This window comes from Streptomyces sp. NPDC048639 (assembly GCF_043199075.1).
Classification (GTDB): Bacteria; Actinomycetota; Actinomycetes; order Streptomycetales; family Streptomycetaceae; genus Streptomyces.
Window position 1 is genome coordinate 120,818 of the sequence record NZ_JBICVP010000005.1, and the last position, 23,599, is coordinate 144,416.

General features: G+C 73.3%; 16 protein-coding genes. 4 read left to right on the forward strand and 12 right to left on the reverse strand.

Translation table 11 applies throughout. The features are described 5' to 3' along the window. Positions 1–121: 121 nt before the first annotated feature. A complete protein-coding gene (locus tag ACGFNH_RS15420) occupies positions 122–802 on the forward strand; it encodes an ATP-binding protein (protein ID WP_393653790.1) in 681 nt (226 codons plus the stop codon). Between the two features lie 78 nt (positions 803–880). On the opposite strand, the gene ACGFNH_RS15425 is transcribed toward ACGFNH_RS15420, so the two are convergent. The 5 genes from ACGFNH_RS15425 to ACGFNH_RS15445 form a co-directional block, all read right to left on the reverse strand. Then, a complete protein-coding gene (locus ACGFNH_RS15425; protein ID WP_393653792.1) occupies positions 881–1,543 on the reverse strand; it encodes a response regulator in 663 nt (220 codons plus the stop codon). Between the two features lie 179 nt (positions 1,544–1,722). Next, positions 1,723–4,560, reverse strand: a complete 2,838-nt coding sequence (locus ACGFNH_RS15430; RefSeq protein WP_393653794.1) for an ATP-binding protein — start codon at positions 4,558–4,560, stop codon at positions 1,723–1,725. An 88-nt stretch (positions 4,561–4,648) separates the two neighbouring features. Beyond that, a complete protein-coding gene (locus ACGFNH_RS15435; protein ID WP_393653795.1) occupies positions 4,649–7,564 on the reverse strand; it encodes an ATP-binding protein in 2,916 nt (971 codons plus the stop codon). A gap of 556 nt (positions 7,565–8,120) precedes the next feature. Continuing rightward, positions 8,121–8,903 carry a polysaccharide deacetylase family protein gene (locus ACGFNH_RS15440; protein ID WP_393653797.1) on the reverse strand — a complete coding sequence of 261 codons (783 nt, stop codon included), beginning with the start codon at positions 8,901–8,903 and terminating at the stop codon, positions 8,121–8,123. A 601-nt stretch (positions 8,904–9,504) separates the two neighbouring features. Then, the gene (locus tag ACGFNH_RS15445; RefSeq protein WP_393653799.1) at positions 9,505–10,713 is read right to left on the reverse strand and encodes an aromatic acid exporter family protein; all 1,209 of its coding nucleotides are present in this window, start codon (positions 10,711–10,713) and stop codon (positions 9,505–9,507) included. A gap of 546 nt (positions 10,714–11,259) precedes the next feature. On the opposite strand from ACGFNH_RS15445, the gene ACGFNH_RS15450 reads away from it, so the two are divergent. Next, positions 11,260–12,642, forward strand: a complete 1,383-nt coding sequence (locus tag ACGFNH_RS15450) for an MFS transporter (RefSeq protein ID WP_393653801.1) — start codon at positions 11,260–11,262, stop codon at positions 12,640–12,642. 93 nt (positions 12,643–12,735) lie between these two features. Here the strand turns inward: ACGFNH_RS15450 and ACGFNH_RS15455 are convergent, their stop codons facing one another. From ACGFNH_RS15455 to ACGFNH_RS15470, 4 genes are all read right to left on the reverse strand, one after another. After that, positions 12,736–13,542 carry a CsbD family protein gene (locus ACGFNH_RS15455; RefSeq protein ID WP_393653803.1) on the reverse strand — a complete coding sequence of 269 codons (807 nt, stop codon included), beginning with the start codon at positions 13,540–13,542 and terminating at the stop codon, positions 12,736–12,738. A 91-nt stretch (positions 13,543–13,633) separates the two neighbouring features. Then, a complete protein-coding gene (locus tag ACGFNH_RS15460; protein WP_393653804.1) occupies positions 13,634–15,559 on the reverse strand; it encodes a helix-turn-helix domain-containing protein in 1,926 nt (641 codons plus the stop codon). A 158-nt stretch (positions 15,560–15,717) separates the two neighbouring features. Then, the gene (locus ACGFNH_RS15465; RefSeq protein WP_393653806.1) at positions 15,718–16,548 is read right to left on the reverse strand and encodes a 3-hydroxybutyrate dehydrogenase; all 831 of its coding nucleotides are present in this window, start codon (positions 16,546–16,548) and stop codon (positions 15,718–15,720) included. Between the two features lie 55 nt (positions 16,549–16,603). Continuing rightward, a complete protein-coding gene (locus ACGFNH_RS15470; RefSeq protein ID WP_393653808.1) occupies positions 16,604–17,083 on the reverse strand; it encodes an NUDIX domain-containing protein in 480 nt (159 codons plus the stop codon). A gap of 185 nt (positions 17,084–17,268) precedes the next feature. Between ACGFNH_RS15470 and ACGFNH_RS15475 the strand changes: the two genes are divergently transcribed. After that, positions 17,269–18,402 (forward strand): O-antigen ligase family protein, encoded by a 1,134-nt coding sequence (locus ACGFNH_RS15475; RefSeq protein ID WP_393653810.1) that lies wholly within the window; start codon positions 17,269–17,271, stop codon positions 18,400–18,402. A 186-nt stretch (positions 18,403–18,588) separates the two neighbouring features. On the opposite strand, the gene ACGFNH_RS15480 is transcribed toward ACGFNH_RS15475, so the two are convergent. Together ACGFNH_RS15480 and ACGFNH_RS15485 are read right to left on the reverse strand one after the other, a co-directional pair. Further along, the gene (locus ACGFNH_RS15480) at positions 18,589–19,152 is read right to left on the reverse strand and encodes a hypothetical protein (protein WP_393653812.1); all 564 of its coding nucleotides are present in this window, start codon (positions 19,150–19,152) and stop codon (positions 18,589–18,591) included. Positions 19,153–19,276: 124 nt separating this feature from the next. Next, positions 19,277–20,065 carry a glutamate racemase gene (locus tag ACGFNH_RS15485; RefSeq protein ID WP_393653814.1) on the reverse strand — a complete coding sequence of 263 codons (789 nt, stop codon included), beginning with the start codon at positions 20,063–20,065 and terminating at the stop codon, positions 19,277–19,279. A 714-nt stretch (positions 20,066–20,779) separates the two neighbouring features. On the opposite strand from ACGFNH_RS15485, the gene ACGFNH_RS15490 reads away from it, so the two are divergent. Further along, positions 20,780–22,096, forward strand: a complete 1,317-nt coding sequence (locus ACGFNH_RS15490; protein ID WP_393653815.1) for a glycosyltransferase — start codon at positions 20,780–20,782, stop codon at positions 22,094–22,096. Positions 22,097–22,120: 24 nt separating this feature from the next. Here ACGFNH_RS15490 and ACGFNH_RS15495 read toward each other — a convergent pair whose 3' ends face one another. After that, entirely contained in the window at positions 22,121–23,428 is a 1,308-nt protein-coding gene (locus ACGFNH_RS15495) for a TerD family protein (protein ID WP_393653817.1), read from the reverse strand. Positions 23,429–23,599 lie beyond the last annotated feature (171 nt).

Here is a 23,599-nt window from a genome sequence, read left to right on the forward strand (position 1 = left end):
TTCGCGGCACATCGCACAGATTGCCGCCAAGTGGCGGATACAGCAGCGAAGCCGCCGCTTCACGCTGGAGGTGATCGGGGGATCCGTACCGGATGGCCATGTGGCCCGAGAGGAACCCACGATGCCGTTCCGCATCGAGAAGCAGACACTGCAACACACGTGGCGGCAGGTGCGCCCCGCCGAGCGCGAGCTCGAGGTGCCACCGCTGGTCGCCGCGGAGACCTGGAGGCAGCAGGCCTCCGACACCGCGCCCCGCGAGGCCCGGGCCCACATCGTCGATCAGCTCACCGCCTGGGGGCTGGAGGCCACGGCCGACGACCTCGAACTGCTGGTCAGCGAACTGGTCACCAACGGCTACCAGCATGTCGCGGACTGCGCCCACCTGCGGATGCAGCTGCTCCTGGACGCCAGGAGCCTCACCGTATGCGTCTGCGACGACGGCGGCGGCGAGCCGGACCTGCGGCACGATCCCATCGAGGACGACGCCGACGTGGACGCCCTGCGCACCGGCGGGTACGGCCTGCTGCTGATGCGCCAGCTCGCGAGCGCGTGCGGCGTCGAGACGTACGAGGGCGCCACAACCGTATGGTTCCGGCTGCCGCGGCCGCCGGACCGCCATGCACCCGCCGATCGTGCCCCCGGTGCCCGCACAGGGTCCGCCCTCAACGGGGCCGCCCCTGTCGGTCCCGCGCCGCTGTCCCTCGCACCGGATGCCGTCGCGGCCGCGCAGCACCGCACCGCTGCGCCTTCCTTCCTCCCGGCCGACCCCGAAGCGGCGGCTCCCGTCCTGACCGAGGGCTGACGGGCGCGACCGGCGGCCCGGTCCGGGACCGCCGCACGCGTTCCGCGCCCATACCTACCCTCCGCGCCGAACGCGCGCTCAGGACTGTGCCCGGACCAGCCCGGACTCGTATGCGATCACCACGAGCTGGGCACGGTCGCGGGCGTCGAGCTTCGCCAGGATCCGGCTGACATGGGTCTTGGCCGTCAGAGGGGAGAGCACGAGGTCCCGGGCGATCTCGCCGTTGGTCAGCCCGCGGCCGACCAGGGTCAGCACCTCGCGCTCACGGTCGGTGAGCATGGTCAGGTCGGGCGGGTCGGCGCGCTGGTCCGGGCGGGAGACGAACGCCTCGATGAGCTGCCGGGTCACCTTCGGTGACAGCAGGCTGTCCCCCTGCGCCACCACCTTCACGGCGTTCAGCAGCTCCGTGGGCGGGGTGTCCTTCAGGAGGAAGCCTCCGGCTCCGGCGCGCAGGGCGGCGAAGACATGCTCGTCGTGCCCGAACGTGGTCAGCACGAGGACCTTCACGCCCGCCAGGTCCTCGTCCTCCATGATCATCGAGGTGGCCTCGATCCCGTCGACCCGGGGCATCCGGATATCCATCAGGACGACGTCGGGGTGCGTGCTGCGGGCCAGCTCGACGGCCTGGGCGCCGTCCTCGGCCTCGCCGACCGCGGTCAGCTCCGGATCGGAGTCGATGAGCAGCTTGAATCCGGCTCTGACCAGTTCCTGGTCGTCCGCCAGCAGTACCCGCACCGTCATGACGCCTCCGTGGGACGTCCCGCATCCGCTTCGTACCGCGAGCGGCGCATTCGGTGACGCCGTCGCCCTGCCCACGCTAGATCACCGTTGCGGTTCCCGAATTCCGACACCAGTCGCCCGCGCCGGGCGGAGTACCTCCCGCGTGGCGGTGCGCCGCGGATCAGCGGCCCGCCGGAGCGTCAGAGGCGGCCGGCGATGTACGTCGCCAGCTCCACCCGCGAGGACAGGGCCAGCTTGGCCAGGATGCTGGAGACATGGGACTGCACGGTGCGCCGGGAGACGAACATCTGCGCCGCGATGGCGGGGTTGGACAGCCCTTCGGCGACGAGCGCGGCCACCCGGTGCTCGGTCTCGGTCAGGGCGGCCCAGCCGCTGGTCGGGCGCCGCTCGCGGCGCTGCCGCCGCCGTACGACACCATGCGCACCGAGCCGCGCCTCGGCCTGCTCGACGCACCAGTCCGCGTGCAGATCCGCGTACATGCCGAGGGCAGTGTCGAGTTCCTTGCGCGCCTCGTCCGGCCTGCCCGCCCCGGCCAGTACGGCGGCGGCGTCCTCGTGGTACTGAGCGCGGGAGACGACCCAATTGCTGCCGCCGTAGGCCACGGCGGCGGTCGCCATGACGGCGGGGTCGCCGTCGAGCAGCCCCCGGCAGTGGGCGGCGATCCCGCGCATCCTGACGGTGGCGTGCTGTTCCGAGGCGATACGGAGCTCCAGCGACGTCGTCACCTCCTCCGCCGTCGCCCGGTCTCCCGACTCCAGGGCCAGGCGCACCAGATCGGCGGCGCGGCAGGGGATCGCACGGCCGGTCACGGGCCCGAAGCCGTGCCGCCAGCCATGCCTCAGATCCTTCAGAGCCTCCTGGCCGTGGCCCTGCGCCTGCTGGAGGATCTGCTGCGCCCAGTGGACCAGGTACTCGTAGTAGGTGGTCGTCGGCGAGGGGGTGCCGACCTGCTCCGCGGCGGCCAACCGGGCCTTGGCGACGGCGAATTCACCGCGGTGCGCGGCGATGAGCGCCCCAAGTCCCTGGAAGGCTCGGGGGATGCCCAGATGGGCGGGGTGTTCGAGGGCGACGTCGATCTCGGCGAGGGCGTCGTCCCAGCGTCCGCAGTGGAACATGAAGGTGGCACGGCACATATGACAGGTCGCCAGGAGGATGCCGCCGCTGCGTTCCGCGAGTGCGAACCCGGCCTCGAGACCCGCTTGCGCCTCCGGTCCCCGGTCGAGCTCGAACAGGCAGGCCGCACGGATGAGTTGGAGCGCCACCTGACGGTGGGTGTTCATGGGCTGGGCCCGCCCCGACAGCAGGGCGTGGTCCGCGCCCTCCACGGCCGCGGCGGTCTCCCCGCGCACCTGGTGGATCCCGGCCAGCGTCTGGAGCGCGTCGGTCATGGCATCCGTGTGGTCGAGCTCCCTTGCGCGTTCCCGGACCTGGTGGGCGGCCGATTCCGCCTCGTCCAGATCTCCGAGGAAGTACAGCGCCGTGGAGAGGAATCCCTGGAAGCGCAGTGTCTCCTCCGGGGAGAGCGTGTCCGAGTCCAGGACGTCCCGGGCCCGCTGCGCGGCCTCTTCGAGTTGTCCGGCGACGGTGTCGGCCTGCACGAGGACCCACAGCAACTCGCCGCGCAGAGCGGTGTCGTGCAGACCGCTCAGGGCCGTCTCGGCCCGTTCGTGCGCGTCGGGTGCCCGCCCCTCCCACAACAAGGCGTACGCCAGCATGAGTTGAAGGGTGTCGCCGTGCGCGTCGTCGGAGGCGGTCTCCTTGAGCACGTGGCCCAGGAGCTCGACGGCGAGGGCGGGCGCGCGCAGGATGAGCGTCCCTGCGTTGTTGAGCACCCAATCGACCGTGCCGTCCCAGCCGTATCCGGCGCCCAGCAGCAGGTGCTCGGCGACACGCTCCACCGGTGCGCCGCTGCGCGCGAGGGCGCGGGCGACAGCCGTGTGCGAGGCCGCGCGCGAGGGCGTCGACTCGTAGAGGGCCTGCCGGATCAGGTCGTGGCGGAAGGCCAGCCGGTCATCGCACTCCGTCAGGGCGCCGCTCCGTACGACCTCCAGGATCGGCTCGACGAGCTTGGCCGCCGAGTGGCCGGTGACCGTCGACAGGTCCGAGACCGTGAAGCTCGATCCCAGCAGGGAGGCGGCCCGCAGCAGGGACAGGCCCGCGTCGGAGATCCACTCCAGCCGGCTGAGGACCGCCGAGGCCAGCGACTGCGGGACGGAGGAGGTGACGGCCTCCGCCGTGCCCTGGGCGACGCGGATCAGCCGGTCCCGCTCCAGGGCCTCCACGACCTCGGTGACGAACAGCGGATTGCCCGACGCCCCGCGCAGCAGGCGGCGCAGCCGCGGTCCGATGGCGGTGCCCAGCAGATCCTCCGCCACCCGCGAGACCGCGTCGTCGCCCAGCGGACCCAGCGTGAGCACGCGGGCGTCCCGCGAGATCAGGCTGCGGCGCAGCCGTTCGAGCCCCTCGTCGGGCACCGGGCGGTACGCGCACACGACGGCCATGGGCAGGGTGGACAGGGACTTGCCGAGCCGGTGGAGCAGCAGCAGGGACGCCTCGTCCGCCCAGTGCACGTCGTCGATCATCAGGGCCAGCGGGCCGGCGGCGCACCACTCGTCGAGCAGCGCGAGGATCGCCTCGACGATCGCGAAGTCCGCGTCGCGGGCCTGCATGGCGTTCGGCTGGCCCTCGCCGCGGATCATTTCCGCGACGGTCCGCACCCGTGGGTCGCCGTCCGCGGCGCCGATCCCGAGGCAGCGGCCGACAGCGGCGAACGGGACGCGGCGCTCGAATTGTTCGGCCGCGCCCTCCAGCACCCGTACGCCGTGGCTGCGCGCATCGGCCGCACTGGCCCGGAGCAGGGCCGTCTTGCCGATGCCCGGCTCCCCCTCCACCAGGACCGCCCGGCCGGACCGGGTCCCCAGGACCGTACGCGATCGTGTCCCGGCGCGGGCGATGACGGCATCCAGGGTGCGGAGTTCCGCCGCCCTGCCCGGCAGGTCGCCGTTCGGCCCGCTCATCTTTCCTCGCCATCTGTCGGATCTCTGGTCGTACTCCCCCGTGCCCGGGTGGGCACCGTGCCGCCGCCGCGCGTCTCCCCGGCACCGCTCAACGGTGCGGTAGGCCGCGGCCGCTGACGGTGTAGGTGCTCCCTTCCTCGCCGGACCGGGGGGATGTCCGGCCCCGGGCGGACGTGGCCAGTCCGTGCGCCGTGACGACGGTGGCGAGTTCGACACGGGAAGCGAGGCCGAGCTTCGACAGGATGTTGGACACATGGGTCTGCACGGTCCGGCGCGAGATGCGCAGACGTACCCCCACTTCCGGGTTCGACAGGCCCTGGGCGACGAGGGCGGCGACGGCCAGCTCGGTGTCGGTGAGGCTGTCCCAGCCGGTGGCGGGACGGCCCCGGAGTCCGCGATGGCCGCGGCGGACCCCCAGGGCCCGCAGCCGCGAGGCGGCCCGGGTGGCGTCCCAGGTGGCATTGAGATCGGCGTAGACGTCCATGGCGCGGTACAGCATCACGCGCGCTTCGGAGAGCCGTTTCGCCTGAGCCAGTACGGCGGCCGCGTCCTCGTAGTAGCGGGCGCGGAAGAGGACCCAGGGGAACCTGTCGTAGTAACTCGCCGCCTTCTGCAGGGTGTCCGCGTCGTTGTCCAGCAGGCCGCGGCAGTGGGCGGCGATCCCGGTCAGGTCGTCCATCCCGTCGTCCGCCCCGCCGGCAGCAGCCTGGGACTCGATCGCGGCCGTCACCTCGCGAGCGGCGTCGGTGTTCCCCGAACTCAGCGCCAGGCTCACCGCCCCGGGTGCGAAGAACGCGAGTACCGAGCACATCACGGTCGCCAGCCCCTGCCGGCTGGAGTCCAGGCACCGGCTCAAGGCGCGGTCGGAGTCGCCCTCCGCCTCGTCCACCAGGCAGGCCGCCCAGGCGGCGAGGAACGCGTAGAACCCTCCGTCCGGTGACCCGTCCTGCGCGGTGCCGATTTCGGAGAGGTGGGCTCGGGCGGTCGCCAGGTCGTCGCGGTGCACGGCGATGACCGCCGCCAGGCTGTGCAGGGCCCTGGGCAGTGACTGGCCGGAGGGTTCGAGACCGGCCTGGATCTCCGCCAGCGCGTCGTCCCACCGTCCGTCGGCGAACATCACCAGCGCCCGGGACAGATCGCACAGCGGTACGTGGTCCCAGAGCTGCTTGGCGACCTGCTGGCCCGCCCGCATCGCGTCGTCTGCCTCCTGCGTGCGGCCCAGCGCCAGCAGACAGTGACCGCGGATCATGTGCAGCGGGATCTGCTTGTCCACCGGGGCGTTGGACTCCTGCGCGATCCGCAGCGCACGGTCGGCCAGGTCCAGCGCCTCGGGCGTGCGCCGCTGCAGATGGTGCAGCACGGCCAGGGTCTGGAAGGCGTCCGAGAGGGCGTTGACGTCACCGAGTTCCCGGGCATCCCGCTCGGCTTGGCGCGCGGTCGTCCCGGCACGCTCGAGCTGCCCGAGCGTCAGCAGAACGACGGAGCCGAATGCCTGGAGCCGTACGGTCTCGACGCGGGAGAGGGAGACCGAGCGCAGCGCGTGCTCGATCTCGGCCCAGGCCAGGTCGGGATGGCCGGCCACGTACGGGGCGCGGGCCAGGATCCACCAGATGGCGCCCTCGGAGGCGCGGTCGTGGTGGTGGGCCAGCACTTGGCGCGCCTGATCCTCGGCCTCCGCCGCCCGGCCCGAGCGCAGGAGGGCGGCGGCGAGGAGGATGCGCAGCCGGAAGCGGCGGGGCTCGGCGGCATCGGCGTAGTCCAGGGCCCGCCGCAGCAGTTCGACCGTCACCTTCGGGATGCTGACCATGAGGTGCTCGCCATGCCCGACCAGCCAGTCGACGACACGGGGACTGCCCGACGGCGTCCCCATGTCCAGGTGCCCCGCGATCAGTTCCGGCGCGGCGGACGTTCCGGCGAGCGCCAGGCCCGCCTCCAGGTGCAGCGCCGCCCGCAGCGGCATCGGCAGGTGGTCGTAGAGGGCCTGCCGGATCACGGTGTGCCGGAACCAGAACCGGCCGCCTCGCTCGGAGAGGACACCGGCGTCACAGGCGTCGAGGAGGATGCCCAGCACGTCGGGCACGGGTCGTTCGGCGACCGCGGCCAGGTCCTCCACGGTGATGGAGGACCCGAGCACGGAGGCGACGCGCAGGACGGACAGCGCGTCCGGGGACATGAAGTCCAGCCGGTGCAGGACCGCGGCTCCCGGCGACGGGCTGTCGGGGGCGAGCGTGGTCTCCGCCGTGCCCTCGCTGATCCGGATCCGGTCACCAGCCGTGAGCGTCTCCACCAGTTCGGTGATGTAGAGGGGATTGCCGCCGGCGTCCTTCACCAGCCGCAGCAGTCCTGCGCCGGGGGTGGCGCCCAGCATCTGGGTCACCAGTTCGCGGACCGAGTCGTCGTCCAGCGGCTCCAGCGGCAGCACCGTGGCTCCCTGTGCCAGCAGGACACGGCGCAGACGGTCGAGGTCCTGGCCGCGCGGGGGCGCGGTGCGGTACGCGCCGACCAGCAGCAGCGGGAGCTGGCCGAGCGACCTGCCGAGTTCCCCGAGCACCCCGAGGCTGGCCTGGTCCGCCCAGTGCAGGTCGTCCAGCACCAGCGCCAGCGGGCCCGCCGCGCACAACTCGTCGACCTGAGCGAGGAAGGACTCCGCGAACCCGGCGTCGGCCGCGTCCACGCCCAGGGGTGCGCCGGCCCATCCCTCGCCGCGGATGAGGGCGCCGACGCCGGCCTCGTGGGCGTCACCGGAGGCGGTACGGCTCCCGAGGCAGGTGGAGATCGCCGCGAACGGCAGGCGCTGCTCGATCTCTTCCGCGGCACCGCTGAGGACGCGCAGCCCGAGGCGCTCCGCGTACACCCCCGTGAGATCCAGGAGTGCCGTCTTGCCGATCCCGGGCTCTCCCTCGACAAGGAGGGCGCGTCCCACGCCACGGGAGGCCTGGAGGACGAGTCGCTCGAGGTGGGCAGCCTCGACTCGCTCGAGCAGCCCTACGGGGACGTCGCCCATCCCTGCCTCCCTCCGCCTGGAGGCCGATGTCTCAAGTGTGCGACGCCCGTGGTGCCGGCACCAGCGTGTGCGCGGGAATCCGTCCGGTGCGGCCGGTCGTCCCCCCCGGGACGGCCGTCCGCGAGGCACGGCGGTGCGGAAAACGCGCCCACTCCCCAGCGGCAAGAGATCATTGCGCGATTTCCTCCCTGGAGAGGAGCACTACAAGCCCTCCGTTCACTGGTCGCCTGACGGCGGGTTCCGGCTGGCTGAGCATGCGCTGGGGGCGCGCGGGCAACATCCGCCAGGTGGCGGATTTTTGCCCCCGGACGTCCGTTGCGCCCTGCTGTGACGGTGGGCGCCGCCCGGGCGCCCCGGCATCAACCCGCGCCCGATCCGCGGAGGCCGGCGCCCGATCCGCGGAGGCCGGCGCCCGATCCGCAGAGAGCGGACGCACGGTAGTCGCCGGAGCGGTCCCGCGCCTAGTGGCGTGCATGACTCCCCCTCCTGGCGCGGCCCCTCCGGTTCGCCGCCTCCGGTTCGCCGCAGCCTTGGCGTCTTCGCATGTGAGAGGTCGTCAGATACGTCGGTGGCCGGGACGGGTCCGCCGGAACGTCCGCCCGGCCAGCTCCTGAACTCCCCGCAGCGGACGGCATGTCGAGCCCCCGCGGACCCAGTTCCCGAATTGCTCGTCGGAGGTGGTGGACCGGACGAGCAGCCGGCGGATGCGGACCGGGTCGTCCCGATCGGAGGACAGGACGTTGCCCACCGCACAGGCGGCCGTGAAGCCCGCCTCCCGTACGGCCCGTCGTGTCGCCCGGCTGGAACTGCCGCGCGGATAGGCGAAATGCGGGACGGCGTGGCCGAGGATGTCCTCCAACTCCCGCTTGGACTCCTCGATCTCCCGGCGTGCCATCTCCCGGGTCACCGCCTCCAGATGAGGATGCGTACGGGAATGGGCCCCGATGTCGAAGTCGGCCTGGTCCAGTTCGCGCAGCTGCTGCACGGTGAGCATGTCGGAGGGCGGCAGCAAACTGTGCGCGGGCAGACGCGGGAAGACAGCTCCCGTGGTGACGAACACGCTCGCCGGTACGTCGTAACGGGCCAGCAGCGGGGCCGCGGCGGTGGCGAAGTCGGAGTACCCGTCGTCGAAGGTGATCACGGCCGCGTGCTCCGGGACGGGCGGGCCGCCGTGCAGCGCACTGACGAGCTGCCTCAGCGGGATGACGATCCGGCCTCCGGCCCTGATGAGTCCGAGCTGCCGGGCGAGGTCCCGGGGCGTGACGGTGTACGGGGCGATCCACGCGGGCGGGTCGTCCGCGACGGAGTGGTAGCAGAAGACGGGGAGGGTCCTGGCCATCATTGCTCCTGGTGCCCGAAGGCAGTGCGTAGCGCCTTCCCGGGAGGGGTGGGAGCGGCGCCGGTACGCGGTCGGGCCGTGGTGGCGGGCCGCGGTCCTGGCCCGTGTGTGGTCCGCGCGGTGGTCGCGGGGCCGGGGTCCGCTCTCGCGGGCCGCGGCGTCCGCGGGCTCCCGCAGCGTTGCGGAGCCGTCCTGCCGGCGGCGGTCACGTGTCCGACGGTGGCGACGAGTCCCCCAGGGGGTGGCCGCTCGTTCCGATCCCCCCGGGGGGCCGCTCACGCCGTCCGTGACACCACCCACCCTGCCGCCCGGCCCCCTGCCGCGGCATCGGCCTCGAGGAGTGCCTTCCCGTACATCTCCGGCAGTACGGCAGCGGCCGCGTACCTCCCGGAGGAGGTCATGGCCCGCCCGGGAGGGCGGGAGGCCGGAGGGCCGAAGTCAGAAGCGGGTGGCCGGAAGGACGAGGTCAGAAGGCGGCGGGAGCCCGGAAGGCCGAGGTCAGAGGGCGGGAGGGGAGTACGGGAACCGCGGGCAGAGGGCGGGAGGGGGAGAACGGGAACCGAGGTCAGAGGGCGGGAGGCCGGGAGAATGGGAGCCGAGGTCAGCGCTCGGCGTGGCACTGCAGTACGTCGCAGGTGTGCTGGAACTCCTCCATCAGCCGGGTCGCTTCGACGAGCAACACCCCGTACGGCCGGGTCGGGTCCGCGAGAGGCAACGCGTCCCGCTCGGCCCGCTCGGCCACCCTGCTGCGGCACTCCTGTGCCTCGTCCGCCAGCCCGCACAGCTCACGCGCCTGGTCCGGCAGCGCACTCTCCCGCAACTCGCCCAGCACTGCGCTGATCCTGGCCACCGATGCGAGGAAGTCGCCGTAGCTCGCGAGGAACGGCCCGTGACGGTGGTCCTTTCGGTCCTCGTGCCACTGGTCGAGGCTGCGGGTGAGGGAGGCGGTCTGGTGGAGGGTCCGTTCCAGCGCGTCAAGCACCGCGCCGTACCCGTCGAAGCCGGCCCGCCCGCGATGCCGGCGCAGCAGTCGGCGCGGGTTGTAGTAGATGCTCTCCTGCGCGGTCCGCAGACCGCTCCGGGCCTGTGTCACCAGCTCCCCGGTCTGCTCCGCCCGGCGACGCCACCGGCGAGTGTCCTCATCGGTCGGGGCGCCGTCGCGCAGGGCCGGGTGCATGTCGCTGACCAGGTCGCACAGAGCGTGAGCCAGGGTCCGGATGCCGTATTCCGCACTGTGGTAGCGCATGGGCGGCACGACCAGCACGTTCACGGCCACCCCGATCCCGCAGCCGATCAGGACGAGGATGACGATCTCCCCGAGCTGCTCGGCCTTGGCCGCTCGGGTCGTCGCGGCGGCATAGGTCGAGAAGGCGAAGAACGCGGCTGTGGCGACCTGGGGACCCTGCGAACCCAGAGCGGGCCACCGCCCGAGGGCCAGTGCGATCAGCGTCACCAGGACGAACGTCGCCAGGTCCGGCCCTCCGAGAAGGCCCGACGCCGCCTGCACGGCCACGCCGAGGGCGACGGCCGCGACGTAGCGGAGGGCCTGGACCAGCGACTGGTAGACCGTCACGTGCATGATGAGCACGGCCGAGAAGGGCGCGAACGCCGGCGACCCGGCATCCAGGACGTCGTACGAGACCACCCACGCCAGAGTGGCCGCCAGCGTGCTCTTGGCGATCAGTAGCAGCGTGTGACGCTCGTGCCCCTCCGCCCCGGCCGCTCGCGAGACCCACTCGCGTGCCCGCGCAGGCACGTTCCGCAGTCCGGCCGCCGACGGCCGCCGCTGCCCCACCGTGCTCGTTGCCACGCCTGCCCCTCCCGTCGGGCGTCACGGATCCCTGCGCGATCCGGCCCCGCGCTTCCCCGGGCGGGAACGCACGGGCCAAAATCGCCGGTCGAGCCGCGCGTGCCCGGCACCCCTGCGCGTCATACCTGCGCGGGGTCCGGCACGTTCCGGGGCAGCGGAGCCGTCGGCGGTCGGGGCGGTCGGAGGAGCGGCGCAACGGCACGACCGCCGGCTCCCATACCCGCGGGGAGGGGACCGCCAGCGCCACCGCCGATACGAGATCCGCTCGCTCACGGCCAGGTCCTCCCGCGAGGCAGGCCCTCACGCCGGTTCCTTGCACGCACAGGTGCGCCTCCCCGAGGGCGCCGGGGACGGCATGGCCCGCTTCGTACGGTCCGCTCCCTCGTACGAGCCGCGCAGAGGGCCACGCAGAGCGCCCCCGCATGGTGGTGGCGCGCACACCCGGACGCCGAACTATGGTGTCCCGTCACATGTGCCGGTGACCTGCGTATTTCTACGGTGTGGCGACACGAAACCCGTCCCCGTCCCCGCCCGGAAGTGGTGACCATGGCTGCCCCGGCCTCCGCACCCCCGTCTCCGAGTTCGCTCCGCCGCATCGTGGCCGCGAGCCTCATCGGCACCACCATCGAGTGGTACGACTTCTTCCTCTACGGCGCCGCCGCCGCTCTCGTCTTCAACCAGCTCTTCTTCCCCGGTTCCGACCCGCTCGTCGGCACGCTGCTCTCCTTCCTCACGTACGCCGTGGGCTTCGCCGCCCGCCCCATCGGCGCCCTCGTCTTCGGCCACTACGGCGACCGGCTCGGGCGGAAGAAGCTGCTGGTGCTGAGCCTGCTGCTGATGGGCGGCGCGACATTCGCCATCGGTCTGCTGCCCACCCACGCCACCATCGGCTCCGCTGCCCCGGTCCTGCTCACCGTGCTGCGCCTGGTCCAGGGCTTCGCACTGGGCGGCGAGTGGGGCGGCGCGGTGCTGCTGGTCTCCGAACACGGGGACGCGCGGCGCCGCGGGTTCTGGGCCTCGTGGCCGCAGACGGGCGCACCGGCCGGGCAGTTGCTGGCGACCGGTGTGCTCTCCGCGCTGACCGCGCTGCTCTCGGACGACGCGTTCACCGCGTGGGGCTGGCGGATCCCGTTCCTGCTGTCCGGCGTCCTGGTGCTGGTCGGGCTGTGGATCCGGCTGTCGGTCGACGAGTCGCCCGTCTTCAAGGAGGCGATCGCCCGCTCCGAGAAGCGCAAGGCTGCGGACAAGGACCGGGTGGAGAAGATGCCGCTGGTCGCAGTGTTGCAGCACCATTGGCGGGATGTGCTGGTGGCGATGGGCGCGCGGATGGCGGAGAACATCAGCTACTACGTGATCACGGCTTTCGTCCTCGTCTACGCCACCACCCGGGCGGGGCTGGACAAGCAGACCGCGCTCAACGCCGTACTCATCGCGTCCGCCGTGCACTTCGCCGTGATCCCGGCCTGGGGCGCCCTGTCCGACCGGGTCGGGCGGCGGCCCGTCTATCTGCTGGGCGCGGCGGGCGTGGGCCTGTGGGCCTTCCCGTTCTTCGCACTCATCGACACGGAGAGCTTCGGCAACCTGCTGCTCGCGGTGACGGTGGGCCTGGTCTTCCACGGTGCGATGTACGCGCCGCAGGCGGCGTTCTTCTCGGAGATGTTCGCGACGCGGATGCGGTATTCGGGCGCCTCCATCGGCGCGCAGTTCTCCTCTGTGGCGGCGGGAGCCCCGGCTCCGCTGATCGCCACCGCCCTACTGGCCGACTACGACAGTGCGACGCCGATCGCCCTCTACGTGATCTCGGCGGCCCTGCTCACGCTGGTCGCGGTGGGGGCGGCGAGGGAGACCCGGCAGCGGGATCTGGCGGCGATCGAACCCGAGGAAGGCGCCGACGTCACCACGGCCGCACCCCCGGCCCGTACGGTCTGACGCCGCAGCCCCCTCGTACCCTCCGCTCGTACGACGGCTGCGCGGCCGGCCCCCGCCGGACCGCGCAGCCGCGCGTCGCGCGACCGTCGGCGGTCAGCGCTTGGGCCCGCTCCGGCGCGTGCTCTGCGTCTTGCCCTGTGCCTTGCCCTGCGTCTTGCTCTGCGTCTTGCTCTGCGTCTTGCTCTGCGTCTTGCTCTTCACCGTGCTCTTGGCCCCGGAGATGCTGCGCTTGGCCTGACCGGCGGCCTGCTTGGCCTGGCCGACCGCCTGCTTGGCCCTGCCCTTGGCCTGGTCGGCCACGCCCCGGGCGCGCACCCCGTTGTCCCCGGTGACCTTGCCCGCCATGACCCGGGCCTTGCCCTTCATCTTGTCGGCGGCGCCGCTCACCTTGCGTGCGGTGCCACTGGCCTTGCTCGCCTTGCCGGCCTTGCTCGCCTTGCTCGCGGCGCTGGTGCTCCGGCTCGAGGAACTCGACCGGCTCGCGGAGCCCGACCGGCTCGCGGCGGTGGGCGTCTTGCTCGTGGTGCTCCGGGGCTTGGACGCCGTACTCGACCGGGTCGTCGTGCTCCGGGGCTTGGACGCCGTACTCGACCGGCTCGCGCTGCTGCGCGATGTGGACGCCGTACTCGACCGGGTCGTCGTGCTCCGGGGCTTGGACGCCGTACTCGACCGGGTCGACGTGCTCCGGGGCTTGGTGGCCGTACTCGACCGGCTCGCGCTGCTGCGCGTCTTGGTCGCGGTACTCGACCGGCTCGCGGTGCTGCGCGTCTTGGTCGCCGCGCTCCGCGTCTTGGTCGCGGTGCCCGTCCTGCGCGCGGTGCCGCCCGTCTTGCCCGCCGTGCTGCCGGACTTGGCGGCCGGGCGCCGCCGGCTGGTGCTCTGGCTTCGCGTGGAGCTCATCGTGCTGCCTCCTGTCGTGTTGGATTCGGACGGATTCGTCCGCAGTCCACGCTGCCGCAGGGTGTCCGGGCGCGCACCCCGGGCGACGCCGTCAGCGGTCGACGGCGGTGGCCAGCCGGTGCAGCCGGAGCGCGAGCTGCACCTCGAGGGAGCGGGCCGGGGCCTGCCAGTCGGGGCCGAGAAGCCGTCCGATGCGTTCCAGCCGCTGGGCGACCGTATTGACATGCACGTGGAGTTCGTCCTTCGTACGGGCCGGGCTCATGCCGCAGGCGAAGTACGCCTCCAAGGTGCGGAGCAGGTCGGTGCCCCGACGCTCGTCGTACTCGGTGACGGCGCCGATGGTGCGCCGGACGAAGGCGCCCACGTCGCGGTTGTCGGCCAGCAGCAGCCCGAGAAAGCCGAAGTCCTCGGCGGCGGCGCCCTGTCCCGCCCGGCCCAGCAGCCGCAGCGCCTCCAGACAGCGCCGCGATTCCGCGTAGGCGGCGGCGACGGATCCCGCCCGGGCGACGGGTTCGGGCACGGGCGCCGAGGCGCCCACCGTGACCGGGTGATGCACCGCGGTACCGAGCTGCCGGGCGGTCTGCCGTGCGGTCGCGGCCGCACCGTCGCCCTCCCGCAGCGGCAGCAGGAGGACGGTGCCGCCGTCGCGTGCCGCGGCCAGCCCGTGCCGGGTGGCGGCCAGATGGGAGGCGGCGGACCACAGGCGCTGGCGGTCGGCGGTCTCCTGACCGGCCGGCGCCGTGCCCGACGCCTCGACGCGGGCGGAGAGAACGACATGCGGTGTGTCGAGGTCGGCGTCGAGCCGCGCGGCGCGCTCGCGCAGCAGCCGCGGGTCGCGGTCGGGCGCGTCGAGCAGGTCGTCGAGGAGTTCCCCGCGTACCCGCTGCTCGGCCTCACCGGCGGAGCGGCGGGCCAGCAGCAGCAGCGAGGTCACCATCGCCGCGCGCTCCAGGGTGCGCTGGTCGACCGGGTCGAGGTCGGGGTGCCCGTGGAGGACGAGGGCGCCGAGGAGTTCGCCGCCCGCGGAGACGGCGGCCACCCAGTCGTCGCGGTGGCGTACGGCGTGGCCGTCGGCGCGCGAGCGGTCGAGGGCCTGCGCGGGCGCGGCCCCCGCCTCGGTGAACTCGACGGTGCCGTCGAGTACTTCGGCCACCGCGTCGGCGACGTCCTCCACTCCCCCGCCGCGCAGCACCAGTTCGGTGAGCCGGTCGTGGACGTCGGAGGCGCGCTCGATGACGCCGCTGCGGTCCCGGATGATCTCGTTGGCGGCCTCGAGTTCGGCGAGCGCGGAACGGGTCTCGCCGAGCAGGTTCGCCGTGTCGATGGCGACGGCGGCGTGGGCGGCGAAGGACGCCAGCAGCGCGACCTGCTCGCGCTCGAAGACGCGGGCACGGCGGTCGGCGGCGAAGAGCACGCCGATGACTCCGCTGCCGAGGACCAGCGGGACGCCGAGGATCGCGACCAGCCCCTCGTCCTTCACGCCCGCGTCGATGCTCCGGGTGTGCTGGAACCGTTCGTCGTCGAAGTAGTTGTCGGTCACGTACGGGCGTGCGGTCTGTGCGACGAGCCCGCCCAGCCCCTCCCCCATGCCGAGCCGCAACTGCTGGAAGCGGGCGGAGACGGACCCGTCCGTGACCCGCATGTACGTATCACCGGCCGCGGGGTCGTTGAGGGTCAGATACGCGACCTCGGTGCCCAGCAGCGAGCGGGCGCGCTGCACGATCGCGTGCAGTACGGCGTCGAGGTCCCGCAGCCCCGCAAGGTCGTGCGCCGTTTCGAACAGGGCGGACAGCTCGGCCTCGCGGCGCCGCCGCCCCTCCAGCTCGCCCCGCACCCGCAGCGCGAGCAGTTTGCCGCTCTCCAGGGCGGCGAGCTCCTCGGCCGACGCGCCGTCGGCCCGGGCGCGCAGGACGGGGCGCTCGTACTCCTCCGCGGGCGCACCGCGGGCGAGAAGCTCCAGGTAGGGGGCTTCGGCGGCGGAGTGCGGCGTACGAGGGCGGGCCATGCTCCCAGACATACCTGCCGGGCGGCCGGGTGTGCCAGTGGCCTGCGGCGGGTGCTCCGAGGACCCGGGGCGCGGCGGCGCGGGGCGCGGGCCCGTGCCGGAGGAGCGCGCCGGGCCGGCAGCGCCCGCCGGGCTCCCGTCCGGCCCGTCCCCGCCCGCGCCGGAGGGGCTCAGTGCGCGGTCCATCCGCCGTCGAGCGGGATCGAGGTGCCGGTGATGAACGAGGCAGGCGGCGCGCACAGATACGCGACCGCCTCGGCGACCTCCTCCGGCTCCACCAGCCTCTTCAGCGCCGAGTCGGCGAGCAGCACCTCGGAGACGACACGGTCGGCGGGGATGCCGTGAGCTGCGGCCTGGTCGGCGATCTGCCGCTCGACGAGCGGGGTGCGGACGTAGCCGGGGCTGACGCAGTTGGAGGTGACGCCATGGGGGGCGCCTTCGAGGGCCGCCACCTTGGAGAGCCCTTCGAGGCCGTGCTTGGCGGCGACGTAGGCGGATTTGAAGGGGGAGGCGCGCAGTCCGTGCACGGACGAGATGTTGACGATGCGGCCCCACCCCTGCCCGTACATGTGCGGCAGCGCGCCCCGTACGAGCCGGAACGGCGCCTCCAGCATCACCGTCAGGACCGTGGAGAACACCTCGGGCGGGAACTCCTCGATGGGGCGGACGAGTTGGAGACCCGCGTTGTTGACGAGGACGTCCGTGCCGGCCGCGGCCTGCTCGGCGGCGTCGAGGTCGGTGAGGTCCAGGGTGCGCGGTTCGAGGACTCCCGGCAGCCCGGCGGCCTGCTCGGCCAGGGCGGCGAGCCCGTCGGCGTCCCGGTCCACGGCACGTACCTCGGCGCCCGCGGCCGCCAGGCGCAGCGCGCAGGCGCTGCCGATGCCACTCGCGGCGCCGGTGACGAGCGCGGTACGGCCACCGAGGTCGAGGCCGACGGTGCGAGGGGCGGGGCCGGGGCCCGGTGCTGCGGCGGGCCCGGGGCCCGGTGGGGGCGCGGTCATGTGCGGAACCCTAGGGAGCGGGCCCCTCACCACCGATGTGGCGACGGCACACAGTTCAGGGCACGACGGTGGGGTCGAACCATGCGGGGCCGTCCTCCAGCGCCTGCTTGATCCGCAGGAGGGCGAAGTCCTCGAGGTCGGGCAGCGCGTCCAGCGGGAACCACCGCACGTCCAGGGACTCCTCGTCGTTGACACGCGCCTCACCGCCCACGGCGCGGCAGCGGAATGTGATGTCCATGAACTGGCAGGCATCGCCGTTGGGGTACCGCATGGGCTCCAGCGCCTGTACGAGGACCACCCGCTCGGGCACGCAGCGCACCGCCGTCTCCTCCAGGACCTCGCGTACGGCGGTCTGCGCGGGCTGCTCGCCGGGCTCGCCGATGCCCCCGATGATCGACCACCGGCCGGTGTCCGCGCGCCGGCCGAGCAGCACGCGTCCGTCGTCGTCGAAGACGATGGCGCTGACGCCGGGGAGCCAGAGGAGATGGTGGCCGGCCTTGGCGCGCAGTTCGCGGATGAAGTCGGGTGTCGCCATACCCCGAGCGTATCCGGACGACGCGTTCCGTCCCTGGCGTCCCCTCACCCACACATACCGCACCGTTTCCGCGCAATGGCTCCACTCGCCCGCGTCGCAGCCGTTACGGTGTGCCCCACATGTGCCCGCGGGCGGCGTCCCCCCCACCGCCGCAAGCGGTGCCCGTCTCAGGGGGGTTTGACGGGATGGCGTCTGCCGCAAGGCCCGCCGTAGGGGAAATCGCAGGCGAGAGGGGGCGAAGCGGCGCCGCCGACGTGACGGGGGTACTCGTCCTCGGCTGCTGCGCCGGCTGGGCGCTGATCACGGCGGCGGGCCGGGAGGCCCGCCCCGAGGGGGTGCTCCTCGCGCTCCTCGCCGTCGCCGCGGGGTATGCGTGCGGCCGGATCGGCGGGGCGATCCTGCCCGTCGCCGTACCGGCAATCGCCGCCCTCACCGGCGCGGCGCTGGCGTGGGCCGCTCCGTACGGGCTTCCCGGCGTCGCCGTCGATCCGCCGCCCGGGCACACCGGCGCGCACGCGGCGCAGTTCGCCCTCGCCGCCGGTGCTGCCTGCTGCGCGGCATGGGCCGCCCGGGCGCCCGCACTGCGCGCGGCGCTGCGATTGCTGGCCGCAGCCATCGCCGGCGCCGCCCTGGCCGCAGACTCACCGGCCGGATGCGTGGCCGCGGTCGCCGTCCTGCTGTGCTCGCTCGCCGCGGCCCCGATGCGCCGGCACCGCGCTGTCGGGCTGGCCGGGCTCGCCATCGCCGGGGCGGCCGTCGCGGGAGGAGCCTGGGCGGTCGCGCAGGACGCGCTGCCCCAGGGCCTCGCGGTCTCCCTGGAGAGTCGGCTCACCGAGCGGCGGGTCCTGCTCTGGCACGACGCGGCGGCACTGGCGGAGGCGCATCCGGTGCTCGGTGCCGGTCCCGACCGGTTCGGCGATCTGAGCCCCGCGGCGCAGGGCCTTGCGGGAGGCCCGGACGGCAAGCCGCACTCGGCAGTGCTGCAGCTTGCCGCCGAGCAGGGGATGCCGGGCGTACTGCTCCTGGGCGCGGCGTCGCTCTGGCTGCTGCACTCGCTGTGGCACTCGCCGCGGGCCACGCAGGTGGTGCTCACGGCAGGAGCGGCTCTGACGGTCGTGGGCGCGCTGGCGAGCATCGGCAACACCCTGAGCTTCGCGCAGGTCACCGCCGGCATGGGATTCCTCGCGGGCCTGGCGACGGCCCGCCCGCTGGGCGGTGCCCATGGGCCGGGCGCGGAGGCGGGGCAGGTCGCCGAGCCCCGGGTCGCTGCCGCGTCGTGGGCGGCGGCTCCTTCGCCGCTGCCGGGAAGCGGCCCCTGAGCAGGGGTACCGGGGACGGAGGCGCGGCGCTCTCGGGCGCGAGCCGTGTCAGGAGTCGGCGCTCTCGGGCGCGAGCCGTGTCAGGAGTCGGCGCTCTCGGGCGCGAGCGGTGTCAGGATCGGGGCCCTCAGACGCGAGCGGTGTCAGGAGTCGGCCGTCTCGGGCGGTCAAGGCGGGTCAGCGGTGTCAGGCCTGAGCCGTGTGGCGCCGCTCGGCCATTCGGATGAGGCGGTTGCGGATGACCCGCACCGCGTCCTCGGCGTCGTCGACGGTCACCGTGAAGATCCGGCCGTCCCCCAGCCGTACGACCAGGCCCTCGCCACGTCGTACGACGACCGCCGTGCCCTTCTCCGGGCGCCAGCGATAGCCCCAGCCGCCCCATTCGTGGGGTGTGACACGGGGTGCGAAGTAGGCGCCCACCACGTTCTCCAGGGGGATCCGGCGGCGCGGCAGACCGACATGGCCGCAGCGCACCTCGACCGCCTCCGCGTCGACCCGCACATGGACGTGCACAAAGGCGAGCGTGCCGAACAGGATCAGCAGACCGGTCGCCACGCACCCGATCACGGACATCAGCAGCGGCGCGATGCTCGCGGTCCACGGGGAATCCACGGCGAGCTCGATTCCCAGGGCCATGCAGGCGGCACCGAGAGCGGCGAGAGGCCACTGGGCGCGATTGACCGCACGCCCGGTCCACACCTCCGGGACGCCCTCTGCCGCGCGGGATGCGCCGTGGCGGTGGTCCCTCATGGACGTGAGAGTACCCGTGATCGCCGGGGGCAGCAGGGTGTCGTCGCCGACGACTTTCCGTGCCCGGCCCTGTGCGGTGAGGGAGTGGAGCCGTCTGCGCCCGGTGCCCCGCGGCGTGCGGAATCTACCGGGGGGCGGGGCTCGCAGCCGTCAGAGCGCGGCCCTCGGCGTACACGAGGGCGGCGGCCGGAAGCGCCGCTTCCGCACCGCTGAGGATCACGGTCAGGTGCTCCGAGGGCGCGGCGCCCGGATCCGGTTCCGCACCGATCCGGCGGAGCGCCTGCGCGGCCACGGCCTCCGCGGAACCGTGCAGCGCGATCGGGGGCAGCCCGGGCTGCTGCACGGCGGCCCGGATCCGCTCGGCGACCAGCTCGTAGTGGGTGCAGCCGAGGACCAGCGCACCGATGTCACCGGGGGTGACGTGCGCCGCGGCGGCGATGGCCTCGTCGATCGCCGACTCGTCCGCCCGCTCCACGGCGTCCGCGAGGCCGGGGCACGCCACCTCTGTGGCCACCACTCCGTCGGCGAAGTCCTTGATCAGGCCACGCTGGTAGTCGCTGCCGGTGGTCGCGGGGGTGGCCCAGATCGCGACGGGCCCGCCCGCCGCCGTCGCGGGCTTGATCGCCGGGACGGTGCCGATGACCGGCAGGGTGGGCTCGAACTCCGCGCGCAGCGCGGGAAGGGCGTGCACGGACGCGGTGTTGCAGGCGACGATCAGCGCGTCCGGCCGGTGCTCGGCCGCGGCCCGTGCGCAGGCGAGTGCGTGCGCGGTGAGGTCCTCGGGCGTACGGGGCCCCCACGGCATGCTGCCCGGGTCCGAACTGAGAATCAGAGAGGCATCGGGGCGCAGTCGCCGGACCGCGGCGGCAGCAGGCAGATGTCCGAGCCCGGAGTCAATCAGCGCGATCTTCACCCGCCAAACCCTATGCGATCGCCTCGGGTCCCCACCCTGCGGGCCCGGTACCGCGGGGATTTCGGCGCGATCGTTTCGGTCTCGCCGACCGCAGCCTCAGGGCGCCGGCGCCTCACATGCCAGAGGTTCCCTCAGGGAAATGCGCCACGTCGTCGCCCACTCGCCGTCCTGATGATCCGGCCGACGCAGGTCCGAATCGCCGCGATCGGCCTGACGAGCGCTGCGGCAGCATGGCCCGCATGCCCCGGATCGAGGTCAATGGCACTCCGGCCCGCCGTTGAGGAATTGCCTCGGGCCCCTGTCGGGAATTTCGGGCACTTTCACGTCGATACCGGTTCGACAAGGGGACTGCGCGGGTCGGAACTGCACCTTGAGCGGCCGCGGGTGGCTTCCCGCGAGCTGTTCGGCAGTCGCAAGAGCACCGATTCCGAATGGATACGGGCCTTGCTCCACCAGGCGATCGGTGCGGAGTTGGACGCTCTTTCGGCGCGGTTCACCGTCATTCCGCACGAGAGCTCATCTGCCCACCGACCGCCCCTCGCCCACCGACCGGCCGAACGGGGCGGCCGGATGCAGAGACACGCACCGTGCCTGTGCCCCGGACCCGCCCCAGCGCCGCGGCCGTGCGGGCCGACCGAGGGTCACTGCCGTCGGCGCCCGCGAAACGCCCCTGCACAGCGGGGTGTGACCGGTGCGGTCCGGCAGACTGCCCGCGTGAGCGCATGGACGTGGATCGCTGCCGGATCGTTCGCCGCGTGGGTGTGGCTGCTGCTCGGCCACGGGAGCTTCTGGCGGGCAGGGGTACGCCTGCCCGCAAGGGGCGCTGAAGGGACGGCGGATGCGTGGCCCTACGTCGCCGTGGTCGTACCCGCACGGGACGAGGCCGCGGTGCTCCCGGACAGCCTGGGGTCCCTGCTCGCCCAGGACTACCCGGGCCGCGCCGCGGTGTTCCTCGTCGACGACGGAAGCACCGACGGCACAGGACGTATCGCGCGCGAACTGGCCGCAGGGGCGGGGGGTCTGCCGCTGACGGTGTCCTCTCCCGGCGAACCGGAGCCCGGCTGGACCGGCAAGCTGTGGGCCGTACGGCACGGCATCGCGCTCGCCCGCGCCCAGGGCCCCGCCCCCGAATACCTCCTGCTCACGGACGCGGACATCGCCCATGCCCCGGACAGTTTGCGGGAGTTGGTGCGTGCGGCGCGGGCCGCGGACCTCGATCTCGTGTCGCAGATGGCGCGGCTTCGCGTCGCGACGCTCTGGGAGCGGCTGATCGTCCCGGCGTTCGTCTACTTCTTCGCCCAGCTCTATCCCTTCCGGTGGGTGAACCGGCCCGGGACGCGGACAGCCGCCGCCGCGGGCGGCTGCGTCCTGCTGCGCAACGACGCCGCGGCGCGGGCGGGCGTCCCGGAGTCCATCCGCCAGGCGGTGATCGACGACGTCGCGCTGGCGCGGGCGGTCAAGCGCGGTGGCGGGCGGATCTGGCTGGGGCTGGCCGACCGGGTGGACAGCGTGCGGCCCTACCCAGGTCTGGGCGAGCTGTGGCGCATGGTCTCGCGCAGCGCGTACACCCAACTGCGCCACCATCCCCTGCTGCTGGCTGGGACGGTGGCGGGGCTGACGCTGGTCTATCTGGTGCCGCCGGTGGTGCTGCTGTGCGGCGCACTGGACGGGAACACCCCAGCGGCGGTGACGGCCGGTGCGGCATGGGCGGTGATGAGCGGGACGTACCTGCCGATGCTCCGCTACTACGGGCAGCCGTGGTGGCTCGCGCCCCTGCTGCCGTTCGTCGCCGCGCTGTATCTGCTGATGACGGTGGACTCGGCCGTACAGCACTACCGGGGCCGGGGGGCCGCCTGGAAGGGGCGGACCTACGCGCGACCCGAACCGCCCGGGCCGCCCGAGCGGCAGGTGCGGCCGGACCGGCAGGAACAGCACGAGCCGCCGCTGCGCGGGGAGCGGGCCGGCGCCGGGGCCGCACGGGAGGCACACCCGGCCGCGTCCGGTACCGCGGACGAGGGCCCCACCCCCTGAACCGCCCGAGCCGTGCCTATCGGGTCACTTGCGGCCGGGGGTCCAGTTCATGCCCCAGCCATAGGCGTAGTCGACGGTGCGCTGCGGGCTGACGCCGCGCTCGGGCACCAGGTAGCGGGCCTCGCGCTGGACCACGAGTTCACCGCCCCCGGCGTTGGTGATGAGCGCGAGCGCGCAGACGGTGGAGGGGACCGTGCATTCGTCGAGGGAGAAGTCGACGGGCGCGCCGTGCTGCGGCTGGAGGGTGACCGTGGCGTTCAGATCGGCGAAGCTGCGCGCGCCCTCGTAGATGGTGACGAAGATCAGGATGCGCCGGAGCCGGTCCTTGTGGTCCAGGTTGAGGGTGAGGTTCTCGCCGGAGGCCACCGCTCCGGTGCGGTCGTCGCCGTCGAGGAGCATGTACGGCGGATGGTGCAGGGACCCGAACGCGTTGCCGAGGGACTGGACGACGCCCTTGCTGCCGTCGGTCAGCTCGTACAGCGCGCAGAGGTCGAGATCGAGGTCGGAGTGCATGGCCATGGCCCGGCCGAGCTTGCTCCCCCAGCCCTTGAACTGCTTGTGCACCTGCCAGTTGAGGTTGACGCGCAGGGCGCCGGACGTGCCGCCCTGCTTGGTGAGGGACACGGAGGGGGACTGCTTGGTGAGCGTGACCTTCGACAGGCTCAGCGGCGCCGCGGTGGCGGCCGGGGCAGGCGGCGCGGGCGGCTGTGCGGGCGCCGGGGGCTGAGCGACGGGCGCCGGGGGCGGCGTCTGTACGGGCTGCGCCACAGGGGCCGGGGCGGGCGCCGCGGCCGACGGGGTCTGCGGTTCGTCGACCGTGATCCCGTAGTCCGTGGCGAGTCCCGCGAGCCCGGTGCCGTACCCCTGCCCGACGGCCCGGAACTTCCACGCGCCCTGTCTGCGGTACAGCTCCCCCAGCACGAAGGCCGTCTCGACCGTCGCGTCGTCGCTGTCGAACCGTGCCAGTTCGGCGCCGCCCGCCGCGTCCAGCACCCGGATGGTGAGGCCGGGCACCTGCCCGAAGGTGCCGCCGTCGGTGGACGCGGCGAGGACGACGGTCTCCACCGACGGCTCGACCTCGGCCAGGTCCACGGACAGGGTGTCCGTGACGCTCCCGCCTCCCGAGCTCTTGCCCTCGTGGCGCACGGCCCCCGAGGAGTGCGCCGGCTGGTTGTAGAAGACGAAGTCCGCGTCCGAGCGCACCTTTCCGGACGGCTGGAGGAGCAGGGCGGAGGCATCGGCGTCCGGGACCCCCGCGCCCGTGCGCCAGCCCAGCTCGATCCGCACCGAGGGTGCCGGAATCGGCACATTGGTGCCCTTGCGCATCGCCATGCTCTTCCCCCTTGCCGTCCGCCGGAAGCGGTGGCCGGTCCGCCCGGAAGTCCCGGAGCTCGATATATGTCCGGGACCAACCTAGAGCCCTGCGCCCTCCATGCGGTACGGAAAGAGCGCGCGACAGCCGGGTGCGCCCCCTCGCCAACCCTGGGTAACCCGCTGGGAACT

What these genes read in the sequence shown, in the direction of transcription:
- ACGFNH_RS15420 (WP_393653790.1), top strand. Translation starts at nt 122, where the DNA reads ATGCCGTTCCGCATCGAGAAGCAGACACTGCAACACACGTGGCGGCAG.
- ACGFNH_RS15425 (WP_393653792.1), bottom strand. Translation starts at nt 1,543, where the DNA reads ATGACGGTGCGGGTACTGCTGGCGGACGACCAGGAACTGGTCAGAGCC.
- ACGFNH_RS15430 (WP_393653794.1), bottom strand. Translation starts at nt 4,560, where the DNA reads ATGAGCGGGCCGAACGGCGACCTGCCGGGCAGGGCGGCGGAACTCCGC.
- ACGFNH_RS15435 (WP_393653795.1), bottom strand. Translation starts at nt 7,564, where the DNA reads ATGGGCGACGTCCCCGTAGGGCTGCTCGAGCGAGTCGAGGCTGCCCAC.
- ACGFNH_RS15440 (WP_393653797.1), bottom strand. Translation starts at nt 8,903, where the DNA reads ATGGCCAGGACCCTCCCCGTCTTCTGCTACCACTCCGTCGCGGACGAC.
- ACGFNH_RS15450 (WP_393653801.1), top strand. Translation starts at nt 11,260, where the DNA reads ATGGCTGCCCCGGCCTCCGCACCCCCGTCTCCGAGTTCGCTCCGCCGC.
- ACGFNH_RS15455 (WP_393653803.1), bottom strand. Translation starts at nt 13,542, where the DNA reads ATGAGCTCCACGCGAAGCCAGAGCACCAGCCGGCGGCGCCCGGCCGCC.
- ACGFNH_RS15460 (WP_393653804.1), bottom strand. Translation starts at nt 15,559, where the DNA reads ATGTCTGGGAGCATGGCCCGCCCTCGTACGCCGCACTCCGCCGCCGAA.
- ACGFNH_RS15465 (WP_393653806.1), bottom strand. Translation starts at nt 16,548, where the DNA reads ATGACCGCGCCCCCACCGGGCCCCGGGCCCGCCGCAGCACCGGGCCCC.
- ACGFNH_RS15470 (WP_393653808.1), bottom strand. Translation starts at nt 17,083, where the DNA reads ATGGCGACACCCGACTTCATCCGCGAACTGCGCGCCAAGGCCGGCCAC.
- ACGFNH_RS15475 (WP_393653810.1), top strand. Translation starts at nt 17,269, where the DNA reads ATGGCGTCTGCCGCAAGGCCCGCCGTAGGGGAAATCGCAGGCGAGAGG.
- ACGFNH_RS15480 (WP_393653812.1), bottom strand. Translation starts at nt 19,152, where the DNA reads ATGAGGGACCACCGCCACGGCGCATCCCGCGCGGCAGAGGGCGTCCCG.
- ACGFNH_RS15495 (WP_393653817.1), bottom strand. Translation starts at nt 23,428, where the DNA reads ATGGCGATGCGCAAGGGCACCAATGTGCCGATTCCGGCACCCTCGGTG.